Here is a 15,399-nt window from a genome sequence, read left to right as displayed (position 1 = left end):
GCGCCATTTCAGCCCGCATCCACGCTTGACGCGTATACTCTTGCGGCAACATCCGCAGCCTGGCACGACCATGCCACCGCACGCTCCAACCGACCGGATCCGGACTGCCGGCCAGTGGCACTGACCCTCACCCCCGAAATGATCCTCGTGCTGGGCCTGGTGGGCTTCACCATGCTCATGCTCGTTCTGGAGTGGATCCGGGCGGACATGGTCGCCCTGCTCGTCGTGGTCACGATCGGCCTCACCGGCCTGATCCCCGGCGACCAGGTGTTCAACGGCTTCGCCGGCAATGCCGTCATCGCGATCATCGCGATCATGATCATGGGCGCCGGACTCGACCGCGCCGGCGTGCTCAACCTCACCGCCGCCTTCGTGATGCGCATGGCCCGAGGCGTGGAGTCACGCCTGGGCGTGGTGGTCAACGGCGTCACCAGCCTGTTCAGCGCAGTCATCCCCAGCCAGGCGCTGGCCGCCCTGATGATCCCCGTGACCAGCCGTCTCTCGGCGCGCACCGGCGTGCCGCTGTCGCGCCTGTTGTTGCCGATGGCCTTCTGCATCCTCACGGCCACCAACACCACGCTGATCGCCAATTCGCCGCTGATCGTTCTCAACGACCTGATCGCCAGTGCGAACAGCAACCTGCCGCCCGGCGCGCACACGATCCCGAAGTTCGGCCTGTTCAGCGTCACCCCGGTCGGCCTGGTGCTCGCCGCGGCGGGTGTGCTCTTCTTCTATTTCTTCACCCGCAAGCTGCTGCCCGAGCGCGAGGACGACCGGCTGAAGGTCACCCCCGGCCGTACCGAAAGCTACTTCGCGGACACCTACGGCATCGCGGGCGAGACGGCCGAGCTGACGGTCACGGCCGAAAGCCCCCTGGTCGGCATGAGCATCGGCGAGGTGGAGCAGTTGCACGGCGCGCCGTTGATCCTGGCGATCAAGAACGGCAACGAAAGCCGCGTCGCTCCGCCGTCCGACCAGATGATCTGGGTGGGTACCGTCCTGGGCGTGCTTGCGCCACGCGACGCCATCAACACCTTCGCCAACAACCAGCTCTGCCGCGTGTCGATGCGCATGCGCCAGCTCGGCGAGCAGTTCAACACCACCCGCGCGGGTATTTCCGAGGCGGTGATCCCCCCCAGCTCGCGCTTCATCAAGCAGACCGTGGGCGAGCTTCGTCTGCGCAAGCGCTTCGGCATTTCCGTGCTCGCGGTGAACCGCGGCGACGAGGTGTTCCGCGAAGACGTGCGCTCCGTCAGCCTGCGCGCAGGCGACACCCTCGTGCTGCACAGCAAGTGGCGAGACCTGATGCTGGCCGAGGAAGACCGCGACATCGTCGTGGTCACCGACATTCCCAAGGAAGAACAGCGCCCCGGCAAGATCTGGCAGGCCGTAGGTTTCTTCGTCCTGGCGAAGTGCCTCGCCCTGTTCACCCACCTCGACCTTTCGGTGGCGATGATGACGGGCGCGGTGGGCATGCTGCTCACCGGTGTGCTGAACATGGACGAGGCTTATAAGGCGATCAACTGGAAGACGATCTTCGTCACCGCCTGCCTGATCCCCCTGGGCTGGTCGATGGACTCCACCGGCACCGCCTCGTGGATCGCCCAGGAGGTCCTGGCGATCCTCGGCCACGCGCCGCAATGGACCCTGCAGCTGTCGATCGCCGTGCTGACCCTGATGTTCTCCCAGGTGATGTCGAACGTCGGCGCCACGGTGATGATGGTGCCGATCGCGATCAGCGTCGCCGTAAGCACGGGCGGCAATCCGTCCGCCTATGCGTTGATCGTGGCGGTCTCGTCGTCCAACACCTTCCTGCTGCCCTCGGGTCACCCCGCGCTCATGATGGTGGCCGGTCCCGGCGGTTATCGCACGAAGGACTTCCTTCGCGTGGGCCTGCCGTTGACGCTGCTGGTCCTCGTGCTGACGCTGGTCACCATCAATCTGATGTACCGCTAGGCGCCACCGCTCAGACGCACGACGCCGTCCGCGACAATCACCGGCACCGCGCGCAGGCTTTCCCCGCGACACGGGCCCTGCAAGCACAGCCCCGAATCCGCCTGGAACGTCGCACCGTGCGCGGCGCAGATGATCGATCCGCTGCGGACGAGGAACTTGCCCGGCGCGTAATCCAGGCGCCGCCCCGCATGAGGGCAGACGTTGTAATACGCGCGGGCCTCATCGCCGTGGCGATAGACCAGCAGGGATTCCACCTCGCCCCCCACAGGGGCCTGGACTTCGGCGGCACCGCCGTCGGGGATGTCCGCCAGCAGGCAGAGGGGAGCAGTGTCGGCGGTAGTAGTCATGGCACTTGTCTATGAGGATGGGATGCCCCAAGGTAAAGAGGCTCGCACGCATGTCATTGTGCCATACGGATTTTTAACCAATGCGCTTCGTCTTCCCGCCCGTCCGCCGCTCTCGTAACCCGCTCGTCCGCGCCCTCTCGTTGGTGCTGGGTCTTGCTGCGGTCGCCATGCTGCTGGTGTTCGGTGTGGTCGTGCTCGGTGTGCTGTTCGTTGGCGGCCTGGTCTTCCTGGCGGTGCGCCAGTGGAAGATCGCGCGCGGCCCCGTCGAGGGCTCGGCACGCCCCACGCCCGCCCGGGATCCGAACGTGCTCGAAGGCGAATTCGTGGTGATCCATCAGCGGCAGCCGGCCCACCGCTGAGGCGCCGCAAGAAGCGGATAGAGGCCGGGCGACGCCCCGCCTAAGCTGGCTTCCTGACGAAGAAGGAGGCCACCATGCCCAACCAGGCTCTTGCCATGCGCCCCGCCGCAACCGATCCGCTAGAACGCGTCCGCGCCGCGCTGGAGCGCGATGACGGCGCCACCGACCTCGCCAGCCTGGCCGCCATTGCCGGCCTGAGCCCCACGCACCTGCAACGCGCCTTTCGTCGCCGATACGGCGTCAGCCCCGCGGAATATGCCCGCGCGCGCCGGTTCGGGCAGTTGCGATCCGCCCTGCGCGAAGGCGCCGCGGTGACCAACGCCGTCTACGAGGCGGGCTTCGGGTCCGGCAGCCGGGTCTACGAGGAAAGCGACCGCCGCCTGGGCATGACGCCAGCCAGCTACCGCGCGGGCGGCGCGGGCGCTTCGATTCGCTACACCACGACATCTACCCCGCTCGGCCAGATGCTGGTCGCGACCACGGCGAAAGGCATCTGCTCGGTCACGCTCGGCGAGAACGACGCGGCACTGGAAGCCCGGTTGGCCGAGGAATTCCCCCTCGCCGAGCGCGAACGCGTGGACGAGGGCCGCGAGGAGTGGCTCGACGCAGTGATCGCTCGCGTGGCGAATGAACTGGGTTGGGGCGACCGCGAGGCACCGGCCATGCCGCCGCTCGATGTGGCCGCGACTGCCTTCCAATGGCGCGTATGGGACGCGCTGACGCGCATCCCACGCGGCGAAACCCTGAGCTACGGCGAACTGGCCTCCATCCTCGGCGTGCCCGGTGCCGCACGGGCCATCGGCCGCGCCTGCGGCAGCAATCGGCTGGCGCTGCTCGTGCCGTGTCATCGGATCATTCGCGAAGACGGCAGCCTCGGCGGCTGGCGCTGGGGCGTGGACATCAAGCAGCAGTTGCTCGCCACCGAGCGAGCCATGAAAGCGACTCAAGCCTGACCGTTGAATGTTTCGCTGGCGCCCTGCGCACGCCAGCGATATCTTGCGACCTTCGCGCCGATTCCCCCTCGGTGCCGACGCATCCGGATCCTTATGTCAGAAGCCACCGTCACCCGCCCGACCGCTGCTTCGATGGTCGCCGATCCGCGCTGGATGGTGCCGTTGTCGCTGTTTGCGCTCTACGTGATCTGGGGCTCCACGTACCTGGCGATCCGCTATGCGCTGGTGAGCTACCCGCCCTTCCTGCTCGCAGCGATCCGCTTCGCGATCGCCGGGGTGCTGCTGTTTGCCGTGCTGCGCCTGCGCGGTGCCGCGCTCCCGACCGCGCGCCAGTGGAAGAACGCGGCGATCGTCGGCACGCTGCTGCTCGCGGGCGGCAACGGGCTGGTCTGTTTCGCCGAGCAATCGGTCAGTTCCGGTATCGCCGCGGTCGCCGTGGCGAGCATGCCGCTGTTCGCCGCGCTGTTCGGCGGCATGTACAGGGAATGGCCCACGCGCGGGGAAACCGCCGGACTTCTGCTCGGTTTCGTCGGCGTCGTCGTGCTGAACCTTGGCGCCGGATTGTCCGGTTCGCCGCTGGGCGCCATCGCGCTGATCTGTGCCGCGATGTGCTGGGCCTTCGGCTCGGTGTGGTCGAAGCGCCAGGATATGCCGAAGGGCCCGATGAACACCGCTGCGCAAATGCTCTGCGCTTCGGTGTCGCTCGCGATCATTGCGCTGCTGACGGGCGAGCGCTTTCCTTCGCATCCGCAGGTCGGCGCGACGGCCGCTCTCGCCTATCTGGTGGTGTTCGGCTCGATCATCGCGTTCAGTGCCTACCTCTACGTGCTGAAAACGGTGCGACCGGCGCTCGCCACCAGCTATGCCTACGTGAATCCGCCCGTCGCCGTGCTGTTCGGTGTCGCGCTCGCCGGAGAACACGTCGGCGTCTTCGATCTGACCGGCATGGCGATCATCCTGGTAGGCGTCGGCATCATCACGATGATGCGGGTGCGCAAGGCCTGAGCGGCGCCGTAAGCGTCCCGCTGCGATTGTGACGCACGTCCCACGCCGGGACACCCTGCCCGCTTTTCAGAATTATTCGATGTCCGCACCGTGTCGGACTACCTAGGCTGGCCTGCTTCGTCTTCCGGAGCGGCGCATGGCAAGAGTTCGATCCGCACCTGTCCACCCTTCGCATCGCCATCACTGGTGGGCTGCACGCCTGACCACGGTGTTTGGCATCGCCATTGCGTCCCTCGCTTCGTGCCAGCACTTCCATCCGAAAGCACCCGATCCGCGCGGTCTCGCGCTGGAACTGGCCGATGTGGATGCCTGCCTGGACAGCGGCGGAGCGTGGTCCGCGGACACGCACCGCTGCGTGAGTCGCGTCGACGTTCCGGACGACGCGACTCGCACCTGGCGCGAGTGATCCCGCAAACGAGCCACCCTGCTACAGCAACATGCCGCCCGAAGCCTCGATGCGCTGGCCATTGACCCAGCGGTTATCGTCCGAAAGAAGCGACGCAATCATGGGGCCGATATCGTCCGGCACACCGGCGCGACCGAGCGCGGTGAACTCGGCCACCCTCCGATTCACGTCGGGATTGTCCCGCACCATGCCGCCACTGAAATCCGTTTCGATCGCGCCCGGCGCGACGCAGTTGGCCGTGATGCGCCGTGGCCCGAGTTCCTTCGCCAGATAACGCGTGAGCACCTCCACGGCACCCTTCATCGCCGCGTAGGGGGCGCTGCCCGGCATGGCCACGCGCGTCAGCCCACTCGACACCGTCACGATGCGACCGCCATCGCGCAGCAGCGGAAGTAGCGCCTGAGTCAGGAAGAACACGCCCTTGAAATGCACCTGATACAGCGCATCCACCTGCGCCTCGGTGGTGTCTTCGATCGGCGTGTGGTGCGAGGTGCCCGCGTTGTGTACGAGGTAGTCGAAGCATTCGGCACCCAGTTGCCGCAATGCTTCCCGCAAGCGCTGCGTGAATTCGGGGAACGCCGCGGTATCGCCCGTGTCGAGTTGGAGGGCCACGGCAGAAGCGCCTTCCGCAGCGACCATCTCCACGACAGCCTTGGCTTCGGCCTCGTTGGAGTGATAGGTGAACACGCTGGACACGCCGCGGCGAGCCAGATGCTGCACCGTGTTGCGCCCCAGCCCGCGGCTACCGCCAGTGACCACGGCGATGCGGCCTTTCGATTCGGAACCCTGCATGACGCACTCCCATTGGATGATGACGGGAGATTAGGCGTCGCTGCGACAAGGGCGAATGCCGGAACCATGCGCTTTCTTGCCTGATCCTGGCGCGCATCGCGGCAGCGCACGGTAACCGGGATAGGATGCAACCCATCCACCGATCTTCCGGACACGCCCATGTCGCGCTCGCTGCTCGAGGCCATCAAGCGTTACACCGATAGCCGCGGCGGCGACTCGCCGTGGTTCACCGCGATCGACGACGTGGTGATCATGCGCGCCGATCTGCCACACCATTCGCAGGTGCTGTTCCGCCCGTCGCTGTGCGTGGTGGCGCAGGGCGCCAAATGGAGCACCTTCGGTGGGCGCCGTTACGAATACGGTCCGGGGCAGGCACTGGTGGTCAGCGTCGAGATGCCGGCCTTCAGCCGCGTGGTGCAAGCCAGCCCCGACGAGCCGTTCCTGGGCATCGCCATCGGGCTCGACTCGAAGATGCTGGGCGAGGTGGTCGAGGCGCTGCCGACTCCCGTCCGCCCCTCGCCGGGGGTAGCCCGCGGGGTCTTCGTCACGCACTACGACGGCCCCCTTTCGGACTGCGTGCTACGCATGGTCCGCTTGCTGGACACGCCGGACGCGATTCCTCATGTCGCGCCGCTGATCAAACGCGAGATCGCCTACTGGCTGTTGACGGGGCCGCACGGCGCCGACGTGGCAAAGGTGACGCTGGGCGACCCGGGCACGCGACGCGTGCTCGGCGCCGTGCAGACCTTGCGTGCCAACTTCGCGGAACCGATGCGCATCGACGAACTGGCGAGCATGGCCCAGCTAAGTCCGTCGGCATTTCATCGACACTTCAAGGCACTGACGTCGATGACGCCCTTGCAGTACCAGAAACAACTGCGCTTGCTGGAAGCACGGCATCTGCTGGTGGCCGGACAGGCCAACGCCGAGACCGCCGCCTACCGTGTGGGTTACGAAAGCCCGTCCCAGTTCAGTCGCGAGTACACGCGCATGTTCGGTGCACCACCGCGAAAGGACGCCGTGGCGATCCGGAGCGGTGACGGTCCATCCAGCTAGACCGCCACCGCCCTGTGGCGACGGCGCCTACAACTCGCGCAACGCCGTGGTGACCGGCACGCGCGCCGCACGCAACGCCGGGAACAATCCGCCGATGAAGCCGATAGCGAGCGCCCATTTGATACCGGTCCAGAGCAATCCGCCGCTGACGTGGAAGCGGAACACCACCTGGCTGAAATTCGCGCCGAGCGTCGATGCGCTGTAACCGTTGAAGACGATCCACACGATGCCTGCGCCGATCACTCCCCCGAGCAGTGCCAGCAACATCGTCTCCAGCATCACCGACACCACGACCGGCACGCCGCGGAAGCCGATCGCACGCAGCGTGGCAATCTCGCGAGCACGCGCCTGGATCGCGGCAAACATCGTATTCAGCGCACCGAAGATCGCGCCGATCGCCATGATGATGCCCACGGTGATGCCGACCGCGCGCAAGACCTTGGTCAGACCTTCGGACTGTTTGCCGAAGTACTCGCGCGTGGTGCTCACGTCCACCTTGAGGCGAGGATCGGCAGCGAGGTTCGCCTTGAAGGCGTCGAACGCCGAAGGTGAATCGAGCAGCACGGTCACCGATTGCACGCTGCTTCCGCGGCGATAAGCCGAGGCGACGCTCTGCGTATCGCCCCACAATTCCGATTCGAGCGCATCGTGCGATTCGAAAATGCCGACGACGGCCCAGGTCTGCCCGGCGAGTCGGATGCTCTTGCCGACATCCAGACCTTCGAACTGCGCCTGCGCGCCCTTGCCGACGATCAGTTCGCGCAAGCCAGGATGGAACGTGCGACCTTCCACGATCTTCACCTGGTCACGCAGTTTCCACACGTCTTCGCTGACGCCGCGGATCGGCACGTTCGAGTCGCTTTGCGGATCGCCTTTGCGTGGCAGATTCGCCACCACGACAAGTTCACCCGAAGCGATGGGCCGCCCCTGCGCATCCTTCTTCACACCCGGCGCTTGCATCACCACGTTGGCGCTGTCGCGATCGAGAATGGAATTGAGTTCGGCCTGCGAACCGCCGCGCAGGACGATGGCGGTGCGATCGTTGCCGGTGGCGCGCAAGGTGTCGGCGAAGCCTTCGCTCATGGCGAGCATCGCCACGAGCACACCCACCACGCCTGCGATACCGACAACGACCACAGACGACGAACCCAGCCGTTGCGTCACGGTGGAAAGACCCACCCGGGTCACCTGCCAGGTCTGCCGGCCGCGACGCGTGGCGACCATCCAGAGCGCCAACGCCACGGCCAGCGCAACGACGCCGGGCCAGGGCAGCATGACCCAGACCGCGAGGAATACCGCCAGCACCAGCAAGGTGAGGAGGGCGCTGCCGAATCTCTTCAGGAAATGCATGGTCTGTCTCCTCTCAACGACCGGCGAGCGCGTCGACGATGTTCAGGCGCATGGCGCGAATGGCGGGCAGCGCGCCGACAAGTGCACCGATGACCAGCATCAGCACGATACCGAGCACCCACGTCTGCGTACCGATAGGCGGCAGGTTGAGCATGCCGCCGCTGCCCTTGGCGACGATCGGCACGAGCACGCCGGCCAGCGCGAGGCCAATGACGCCACCGAGCAGCAACAGGAGCATGCCCTCGGCGAGCACCATGCCCAGCACGCTTCCGCTGGAGAAGCCGATCGTCTTCAGTACCGCCAGTTCGTTGGTACGTTCGCGCACGGCCTGCGCCATGGTGTTGCCGGTGAGCAGGATCAGCGTGAAGAACACGGCACCCATGATCGCGGAGACGATGAGCCCGATGTCGCCAAGCTGCTTCGCGAACGACGCATTGAACGCCTGTTCAGTCTGCGTCTTCGTCTCGTGATCCGAGTTGGCGGAAAGTGCGTCGATCGCCTTCGCCACGGCGTCTGCCTTGTCGGGCGAGGTCAGCTTCACGACATACCAACCCACCGTGGTGCCGACCGACTGGAAGGCGTTGGCATCCTCGAAATACTTGTGGTGGAAGAAGAACTGCTGATCGGTGCCGTTCGCTGCGCCCTTGGCCGGCGTGTAGATGCCCACCAGATCGAATGGCCAGGTCTTGTCGCCATTGCGCTGAGGAAAGATAGTCGACTGAAGCGGAATCTTGTCGCCCACCTTCCAACCGAAACGCTTGGCCAGCGCCTCACCGACGATCGCACCCGTGCGCGTGGCTTCGAAGGCCTTGCGCTGTTCCGCTGGCAAGACGATCTCGTGGTAGATGTCGAGATAGTTGTCGCTTACCGCGAAGCTGAGCACGAAGTTCTTCGGGTCTTGGTAGATGCCGCCGAACCAGTTGGCATATCCCACCGACTTCACCCCGGGGATGGCTTCCATGCGCGTGGCGAGACTCGCCGGAAGCGACTGGATGATCGAGTAGCGCGACGTGGTGATGAGTCGGTCCACGCCGATCACGCTGCCGCCTGACGAGAACGCCGCGCGCGTGGCATCGAGCATGCCGAATAGAAGAAACGCGGCGAGGATGGAGACCAGCGTAAAGAACGTGCGTGCCTTGCGCCGGAACAACGCCGCCCAGACCAGATGAAGGTATTTCATGCCGACGTCCTCCGGGTCAGGCCACGGCCTGGTCGACGAGGGTGCCCTTGTCGAGGTGCAGCGTGTGGTTGGCGTATTCGGCGGCCTTCGGATCGTGGGTCACCATGACGATCGTCTTGCCGTGCTCGCGATTCAGCTCCCGCAGCAGACCGAGAATGTCTTCCGCGGATTGGCGATCCAGATCGCCCGTCGGTTCGTCGCATACCAGCAGCGTGGGATCAGAGACGATCGCTCGCGCGATCGCCACGCGCTGCTGCTGGCCGCCGGAAAGTTCGGACGGCTTATGCGAGGCGCGGTCGGCCAGCCCGACGAGCTGCAGCGCAATGGACGCATTCTTCCGACGCTGCGCGCCCGAGAGCTTGGTCAGCAGCAGCGGTAGCTCCACGTTGCGCTGTGCACTGAGCATGGGCATCAGGTTGTAGAACTGGAACACGAAGCCGACGTGCGCCGCACGCCACTTCGCCAGCGCGCCCGAGCTCAGGCGATCGATGCGATCGCCCGCGACCGTGATGCTGCCACCGGTCGGTGTGTCCAACCCACCGATGAGGTTCAGCAGCGTGGTCTTGCCGGAGCCGGAAGGCCCCATGAGCGCAAGGAAGTCGCCTTCCTCGATCTTGAGGTTCACGCCATGCAGCACTTCGACCTTCTGCCGGCCGCGTTCGTAGACCTTGGAAAGATCCTGGATATCGATCAGGGTGGCCATCGCTATGTCTCCGTGCGTGTCAGGGCGAAGTGGTGGTATCGGCGCGAACGGCCGCGCCGTCGGCAAGGTCGGCCGGTGGCGAGACGATGACGGTGTCGCCGGCCGCAAGGCCTTCGCTCACCAGGCGCATGTCTCCGGTAGGTGCCGATGCGGCGCGTACGTCGCGACGTACGGCCTTGCCTTCGGCGACGAGGTAGACGACGTCGTGGTCCTGCCGGCGCACGAGCGCTGCAGCGGGGACGAGGACGCCCTTGGGCGCATTGGCCTGCACTGGCGCGCGACGATCCAGGAAGGACACGCGCACCCCCATATCGGGAACGATGCGTGCGTCTTTCTGTTCGAGTGCGACGCGAACCTTCACCGTGGCCTTGCCGCGGTCGGCGGCCGGAACGATCGCAATCACGTGGGCCGGAATGCGCCAGTCCGGATAGGCGTCCAGCACGGCCTCGGCCGGCATGTCAGGCTGCACTCGGCCGATATAGGCCTCGTTGACGTCCACGTCGATTTCCAGCGAATCCATGTCGACGATGGTGCCGACGCCGGTGCGGGTGAAACCGCCGCCCGCGGAGAGCGGCGACACGATCTCGCCGACCTGGGCGGCCTTGTCGGTGATGACGCCGTCGAACGGTGCGCGCACCACGGTGTAGTCGAGGTTCACCTGCCCGACACCCACCTGCGCGTCGGCGGCGTCGGCCTGGCGGCGCGCCGTGTTGAGCTGGGCGCGATACGTCGTCGCCTGGGTGCGGGTCTGTTCGGCGAGTTGGCGCGAAACGAGACCACGACCGACCAGGGCTTCCTGGCGGTCCGCATCGCGGAGCGCTTGAGTGAGCTGTGCCTGCGTCTGGGCGACGCTGGCATGCGCCGCCGCGGCATTGGCGCGCGACGAATCGAGGCTGGCGCGCAGGGCGTTGTCTTCCAGGCGGGCGAGCACCTGGCCCTTCTTCACGCGGTCGCCTTCCTCGATCAGCACCTCGACCAGCGTGCCGGTGATCTGGGCCGAGACGGTCGCCTGCCGACGCGCCGTGACGTAGCCGGTCGCCTGCAGCACGGCGCCCGCCTCGCTGCCGACGCTGGGCGCCACCGCCGTGGCGGTACGAACTTCCACCGGACGATGCGCGAGAAAGAACCAGCCGGCGGCACCCGCGAGCACAACGGCCACGACCACGGCGGCCGCCACGAGCACGGTGCGACCACCTGAACCATTTCCCCCGCCCTGCCCTTCCTTGTGCGACTTGTCGATCTTCAACTGCCGCAGCAGTTCTGCGTTCGAATTCATCGTTCCTTGTTCCCCATGACGACATCGCAATCCGATCATGCGACTGGCGCGGACCCTGCACCACTTCCGCCCATCAGTCATCTGCCGTGACAGGTGTCACCTGCTACGCTTGCCCGATGAAAACCGTCATCCCCACGCCGGCTCAGCCGAGCATACCCGTCGCCGGGCGCACCGAGCGTTTCCCGGTCCGCCGCATCTTCTGCATTGGCCGAAACTACGCCGACCATGCCCGCGAAATGGGCGCCTCGGTGGACAAGGCGAACCCGATGTTTTTCACCAAGCCGGCGGACGCCATCGTCACCGACGGCGCCGACGTGCCCTATCCCTCCGCCACCAGCGATCTGCACCACGAGGTGGAGATGGTGGTGGCCTTAGGTTGCGGCGGCACGGATCTCTCCGTGGAACAGGCCGCCGCCATCGTCTGGGGTTACGGCGTGGGCCTGGATCTCACTCGCCGCGATCTGCAGGCGCAGGCCAAGGCCAAGGGTGCCCCGTGGGACGTCGCTAAGGGTTTCGACCACTCCGCTCCGATCTCCGCCCTGGTTCCGGCGAGCGAGGCCGTGCCCACCGCGGCCACCCGCATCGCGCTCGAAATCAACGGCGAACTGCGCCAGCAGGCGACGCTGGCGGACATGGTGCTCGACGTGCCGGAAATTCTCAGCGCGCTGTCGCGCCTGTTCGAACTCAAGGCGGGTGATATCGTCTACACCGGCACGCCGGCAGGCGTCGCGGCGCTCGCGCGCGGCGACCGTTTCCGGGCCACGCTCGAAGGCATCGCCACGCTCGAAGGCCGCGTGGTCTGATTTCGCGCAGTGCCCACACGGGGAACGTTAGCTTCCACCATTCGATGCCATGCCAGAAGGAGAGACGCACCCATGAGCTTCATCGATGAATTCAAGAAATTCGCGCTGCGAGGCAACGTGGTCGATCTCGCGGTCGGTGTCGTGATCGGTGCCGCGTTCGGCAAGATCGTGACCTCGCTCGTGGACAACATCATCATGCCGCCGCTGGGCTGGCTGATCGGCGGTATCGACTTCTCGCAGTGGAAGTGGGTGCTCAAGCCCGGCGATCCGGCCACCAAGACGGCTGAAGTCGCGGTGCAGTACGGCGTCTTCATCAACGTGCTGATCCAGTTCGTCATCATCGCTTTCGCGATCTTCCTTGTCGTCAAGGCGATCAATCGGCTGACCCGTCGCCAGGAAGCGGCGCCCGCTGCACCACCGGCCGACGTAGCGCTCCTCACCGAAATCCGCGACCTGCTCAAGCAGCAGAACCACACGCCCTGAGCTGGCACCTGCCGCAGGGTCGCCATGGCGGCGAGAAGCCCACGCAACTGTAGGAGCCGCCATGGCGGCGAGAAGCCCACGAAGCGGTGTAGCCGTGCGGCGCATTCCCTCGCCGCTGTAGCGGCTCCTACAAGAGCGAAGCCGGCAGGTGAACCATGACTTCCAGCCTATCTGCCGTTGTCACCCCGGCGCAATAATCGACCTTTCCGTCCCCGGGGGTCACCATGCGTCATTCGTTCCGTCTCCACGCGCTTGCCGCGTGCCTTGCGCTTGCCTTCTCCGCCCACGCTGCCGACAAGGCGACGAGCATTCCGGCGCAGGCCGTCACCGCAGCCACCGAGCTGCGCGATCGCGCGATGAACGACAACACCGGCTACGAGTTCGTCATTGGCCTGACGACTGAGGTCGGCCCGCGCGTGGCCGGCAGCGCCGCCGATGCGCGCGGCGTGGCCTGGACCGTGGCGAAATTCAAGGCGATGGGCTTCGACAAGGTCTACACCGAGAAGGTGAGCTATCCGCTGTGGCAGCGTCGCAGCGAGCACGCGGAAATCGTCGCGCCGTTCCCGCAGCCGCTGACGCTCACGGCACTCGGTTATTCCGCCGGTACACCGAAAGGCGGCCTGACCGCCGAGGTGGTGGGCTTCGACGATCTCGAAGCCTTCAAGAAGGCCGATCCCGCGACCATCAAGGGCAAGATCGTCTACGTCAGCACGCACATGCAGCCGCAAAAAGACGGCCATGACTACGGCATGGGTTCGGCGACCCGCACCCGCGGCCCCGTGTTGGCCGCGAAGATGGGCGCCGCCGCCTTCCTGCTGCGCTCGGCCGGCACCGATGCGCATAGCCGCACGCCGCATACCGGCGTCACGGGTTTCGACAATCCCAAGGACGCGATCCCGGCTGCCGCGTTGTCGCTGCCGGACGCCGACCAGTTGGAGCGCGTGCTGAAGGAAGGCAAGCCGGTCACGGTGAAGCTCGATCTCGACGTGGGCTTTGCCGGTACCTACGAAGGCGCCAACGTCATCGCCGAGGTCACCGGCCGCAAGTACCCCGATCAGGTCGTCGCCATCGGCGGGCACCTCGATTCGTGGGATCTCGGCACCGGCGCCATCGATGACGGCGCGGGCGTCGCGATCGCCGCCGCCGCGGCCAAGCTCATCAAGGACATGCCGCAGCGGCCGGACCGCACCATTCGTGTCATCGCCTTCGCGAACGAGGAAATGGGTCTTTGGGGCGGTCGCGCCTACGCCGAAGCCCACGCGAAGGACGTCGCGAAGTTCCAGCTCGGTACCGAGTCGGACTTCGGCGCGGGTCGCATCTGGCGTATGACCGCCAGCGTCAAGCCGGAAGCGCGCAGCGCCATCGAGCAGATCGCGAAGGTCGTGGCGCCGATCGGTGTGGCCTATGACGCGACGAAGCCGGGCGGCGGTGGCTCCGACCTGTCGCAGATGCATGCCAAGGGCATGGCAGCGCTTTCACTGACTCAGGATGGCACCGACTACTTCGATTATCACCACACGGCCAACGACACGCTCGACAAGATCGACCCGAAGGCCTTGGCGCAGAACGTAGCGGTCTATGCGGCCTTCGCGTATATGGCGGCACAGGCCAACGGCGACTTCGGCTCGGCGCCTGGCGCCTTCGCGAAAGACGGCGCGCACGACTGATCGGGGAAGAAGGGGCGACAGGGATGTCGCCGCGCATGCCGCGCCCGCAGGCGCGGGAGCGTTAGAGCAGCGCTTCGACGCCCGATACGCGGGCAAGCGCCAACAGGCCGGCCGGAGCCTGGGTGACTGCGAGCGTACGACCCTGGCTACGCGCGTGCGCGAGCAGTGCGAGCACGGTGGCCAGGCCGGCACTGTCGACCGTACCCAGGCCGGACAGATCGAGCCGCGCCACATCACGATGGCTATCCAGCTCACTACGCGCTGCGCCGAGGGCGTCCCCGGCGGTCGCGAACGTAAGCGCGCCGGAGACCGCGAGTGTCTCCGGCGCCGGCTGACTCAACTGAAACGAGGCTGCGCTCACTTGCTCGCGCCGCCCTGATTTTTCGTGTCCTTAGCCATGTCGTCGATGGCGGCGGAGCCCTTCTGCTCCAGGTCGGCCGTGAGCTTGTCCAGGCCTTCCTTCTTGATCTCGGCATCCACCTGGTTGCGGTAGTTGGTGATGTACGAGATGCCTTCGATGATCACGTCGTAGGCCTTCCAGTCGCCGCTCTTCGACTTGCGGAACGCGTAGTCGACCGAAACGGACTTGCCGTCGTCGAGCATGACCTGCGTACGCACGACGGTGCGCTTGTTGTTGAGGTCGCCGGTAAACGGCAGCACCTTGACACGGCCGCGCGTGTAGTTGAGCAGACCTTCCGCATAGCGGTGGGTGATCGAGTTGTAGAACGCCTTGGCGAAGCGTTGGCGCTGTTCCGGCGTGGCCTTTTCCGCGTTCTGACCGAGCACCAGGATCGACGCGTAATCGATGTCGAAGTGCGGGAGGAAAACGTCGTCGATGACGGCGATCAGTTTTTCCTTGTCGTTCTTCAGTTCGGCCTGATGGCCTTCGATGGCCTTGGCGAGATCGTCGGAAATCGTGGTGACGATCTGCTGCGGACCCTGCGTATTGGCGGCCGCGGCCGGTGCAGCGGCGTCCTGCGCAACCACGGGGATGGCCACCGCAGCGGTCACGGCAAAGGCGATGGCGAGTGAAAGCTGACGCAACATGCTCATGTCTCCAGGA

At 66.0% G+C, this 15,399-nt stretch carries 17 protein-coding genes; 9 read left to right on the top strand and 8 right to left on the bottom strand.

Going from position 1 to position 15,399, the window contains the following annotated elements:
• Positions 1 to 138 precede the first annotated feature (138 nt).
• A complete protein-coding gene (locus tag BT115_RS10220; RefSeq protein WP_072322515.1) occupies positions 139 to 1,956 on the top strand; it encodes an SLC13 family permease in 1,818 nt (605 codons plus the stop codon).
• Here the strand turns inward: BT115_RS10220 and BT115_RS10215 are convergent.
• Positions 1,953 to 2,303 carry a Rieske (2Fe-2S) protein gene (locus BT115_RS10215; protein WP_072322514.1) on the bottom strand — a complete coding sequence of 117 codons (351 nt, stop codon included), beginning with the start codon at positions 2,301 to 2,303 and terminating at the stop codon, positions 1,953 to 1,955. The genes BT115_RS10220 and BT115_RS10215 overlap by 4 nt on opposite strands.
• Positions 2,304 to 2,383: 80 nt before the next feature.
• Between BT115_RS10215 and BT115_RS10210 the strand changes: the two genes are divergently transcribed.
• The 4 genes from BT115_RS10210 (at position 2,384) to BT115_RS10195 (ending at position 5,026) form a co-directional block, all read left to right on the top strand.
• Positions 2,384 to 2,662 carry a hypothetical protein gene (locus BT115_RS10210; protein WP_072322513.1) on the top strand — a complete coding sequence of 93 codons (279 nt, stop codon included), beginning with the start codon at positions 2,384 to 2,386 and terminating at the stop codon, positions 2,660 to 2,662.
• A 74-nt stretch (positions 2,663 to 2,736) separates the two neighbouring features.
• Positions 2,737 to 3,615 (top strand): methylated-DNA--[protein]-cysteine S-methyltransferase, encoded by an 879-nt coding sequence (locus BT115_RS10205; RefSeq protein ID WP_255369402.1) that lies wholly within the window; start codon positions 2,737 to 2,739, stop codon positions 3,613 to 3,615.
• Positions 3,616 to 3,708: 93 nt separating this feature from the next.
• Positions 3,709 to 4,620 carry a drug/metabolite exporter YedA gene (gene yedA / locus BT115_RS10200; protein ID WP_072322512.1) on the top strand — a complete coding sequence of 304 codons (912 nt, stop codon included), beginning with the start codon at positions 3,709 to 3,711 and terminating at the stop codon, positions 4,618 to 4,620.
• Between the two features lie 136 nt (positions 4,621 to 4,756).
• Complete coding sequence (locus tag BT115_RS10195) at positions 4,757 to 5,026, top strand: hypothetical protein (RefSeq protein ID WP_143144526.1); 270 nt, start codon at positions 4,757 to 4,759, stop codon at positions 5,024 to 5,026.
• 21 nt (positions 5,027 to 5,047) lie between these two features.
• Here BT115_RS10195 and BT115_RS10190 read toward each other — a convergent pair whose 3' ends face one another.
• Positions 5,048 to 5,818 carry an SDR family NAD(P)-dependent oxidoreductase gene (locus tag BT115_RS10190; RefSeq protein ID WP_072322510.1) on the bottom strand — a complete coding sequence of 257 codons (771 nt, stop codon included), beginning with the start codon at positions 5,816 to 5,818 and terminating at the stop codon, positions 5,048 to 5,050.
• Between the two features lie 159 nt (positions 5,819 to 5,977).
• Here BT115_RS10190 and BT115_RS10185 point away from each other — a divergent pair, with 159 nt between their 5' ends.
• Positions 5,978 to 6,874 carry an AraC family transcriptional regulator gene (locus BT115_RS10185; RefSeq protein ID WP_072322509.1) on the top strand — a complete coding sequence of 299 codons (897 nt, stop codon included), beginning with the start codon at positions 5,978 to 5,980 and terminating at the stop codon, positions 6,872 to 6,874.
• 27 nt (positions 6,875 to 6,901) lie between these two features.
• Here BT115_RS10185 and BT115_RS10180 read toward each other — a convergent pair whose 3' ends face one another.
• From BT115_RS10180 to BT115_RS10165, 4 genes are read right to left on the bottom strand one after another with little or no spacing between them, the layout of a single operon-like run.
• Entirely contained in the window at positions 6,902 to 8,224 is a 1,323-nt protein-coding gene (locus tag BT115_RS10180) for an ABC transporter permease (protein WP_072322508.1), read from the bottom strand.
• Between the two features lie 13 nt (positions 8,225 to 8,237).
• Positions 8,238 to 9,404: an ABC transporter permease gene (locus BT115_RS10175; RefSeq protein ID WP_072322507.1), complete on the bottom strand. Its 1,167-nt coding sequence runs from the start codon at positions 9,402 to 9,404 to the stop codon at positions 8,238 to 8,240.
• A 16-nt stretch (positions 9,405 to 9,420) separates the two neighbouring features.
• Positions 9,421 to 10,107 (bottom strand): ABC transporter ATP-binding protein, encoded by a 687-nt coding sequence (locus BT115_RS10170; RefSeq protein ID WP_072322506.1) that lies wholly within the window; start codon positions 10,105 to 10,107, stop codon positions 9,421 to 9,423.
• Between the two features lie 19 nt (positions 10,108 to 10,126).
• Entirely contained in the window at positions 10,127 to 11,383 is a 1,257-nt protein-coding gene (locus tag BT115_RS10165) for an efflux RND transporter periplasmic adaptor subunit (RefSeq protein ID WP_072322505.1), read from the bottom strand.
• 116 nt (positions 11,384 to 11,499) lie between these two features.
• Here BT115_RS10165 and BT115_RS10160 point away from each other — a divergent pair, with 116 nt between their 5' ends.
• The 3 genes from BT115_RS10160 (at position 11,500) to BT115_RS10150 (ending at position 14,336) form a co-directional block, all read left to right on the top strand.
• A complete protein-coding gene (locus BT115_RS10160; protein WP_072322504.1) occupies positions 11,500 to 12,186 on the top strand; it encodes a fumarylacetoacetate hydrolase family protein in 687 nt (228 codons plus the stop codon).
• A 72-nt stretch (positions 12,187 to 12,258) separates the two neighbouring features.
• Positions 12,259 to 12,669 (top strand): large-conductance mechanosensitive channel protein MscL, encoded by a 411-nt coding sequence (gene mscL, locus BT115_RS10155; RefSeq protein ID WP_072322503.1) that lies wholly within the window; start codon positions 12,259 to 12,261, stop codon positions 12,667 to 12,669.
• Between the two features lie 224 nt (positions 12,670 to 12,893).
• Positions 12,894 to 14,336: a M20/M25/M40 family metallo-hydrolase gene (locus tag BT115_RS10150; protein WP_072322502.1), complete on the top strand. Its 1,443-nt coding sequence runs from the start codon at positions 12,894 to 12,896 to the stop codon at positions 14,334 to 14,336.
• Between the two features lie 61 nt (positions 14,337 to 14,397).
• On the opposite strand, the gene BT115_RS10145 is transcribed toward BT115_RS10150, so the two are convergent.
• Positions 14,398 to 14,697 carry an STAS domain-containing protein gene (locus BT115_RS10145; RefSeq protein ID WP_083527405.1) on the bottom strand — a complete coding sequence of 100 codons (300 nt, stop codon included), beginning with the start codon at positions 14,695 to 14,697 and terminating at the stop codon, positions 14,398 to 14,400.
• Positions 14,694 to 15,383: an MlaC/ttg2D family ABC transporter substrate-binding protein gene (locus tag BT115_RS10140; protein ID WP_072322501.1), complete on the bottom strand. Its 690-nt coding sequence runs from the start codon at positions 15,381 to 15,383 to the stop codon at positions 14,694 to 14,696. Before BT115_RS10140 ends, BT115_RS10145 begins: the two co-directional genes overlap by 4 nt.
• Between the last annotated feature and the right edge of the window lie 16 nt (positions 15,384 to 15,399).

It is taken from the genome of Luteibacter sp. UNCMF366Tsu5.1 (genome assembly GCF_900119235.1).
Taxonomy (GTDB): Bacteria; Pseudomonadota; Gammaproteobacteria; order Xanthomonadales; family Rhodanobacteraceae; genus Luteibacter; species Luteibacter flocculans.
Note: the sequence above shows the minus strand (reverse complement) of the source record. Positions and strands in the feature narration are given on the sequence as shown.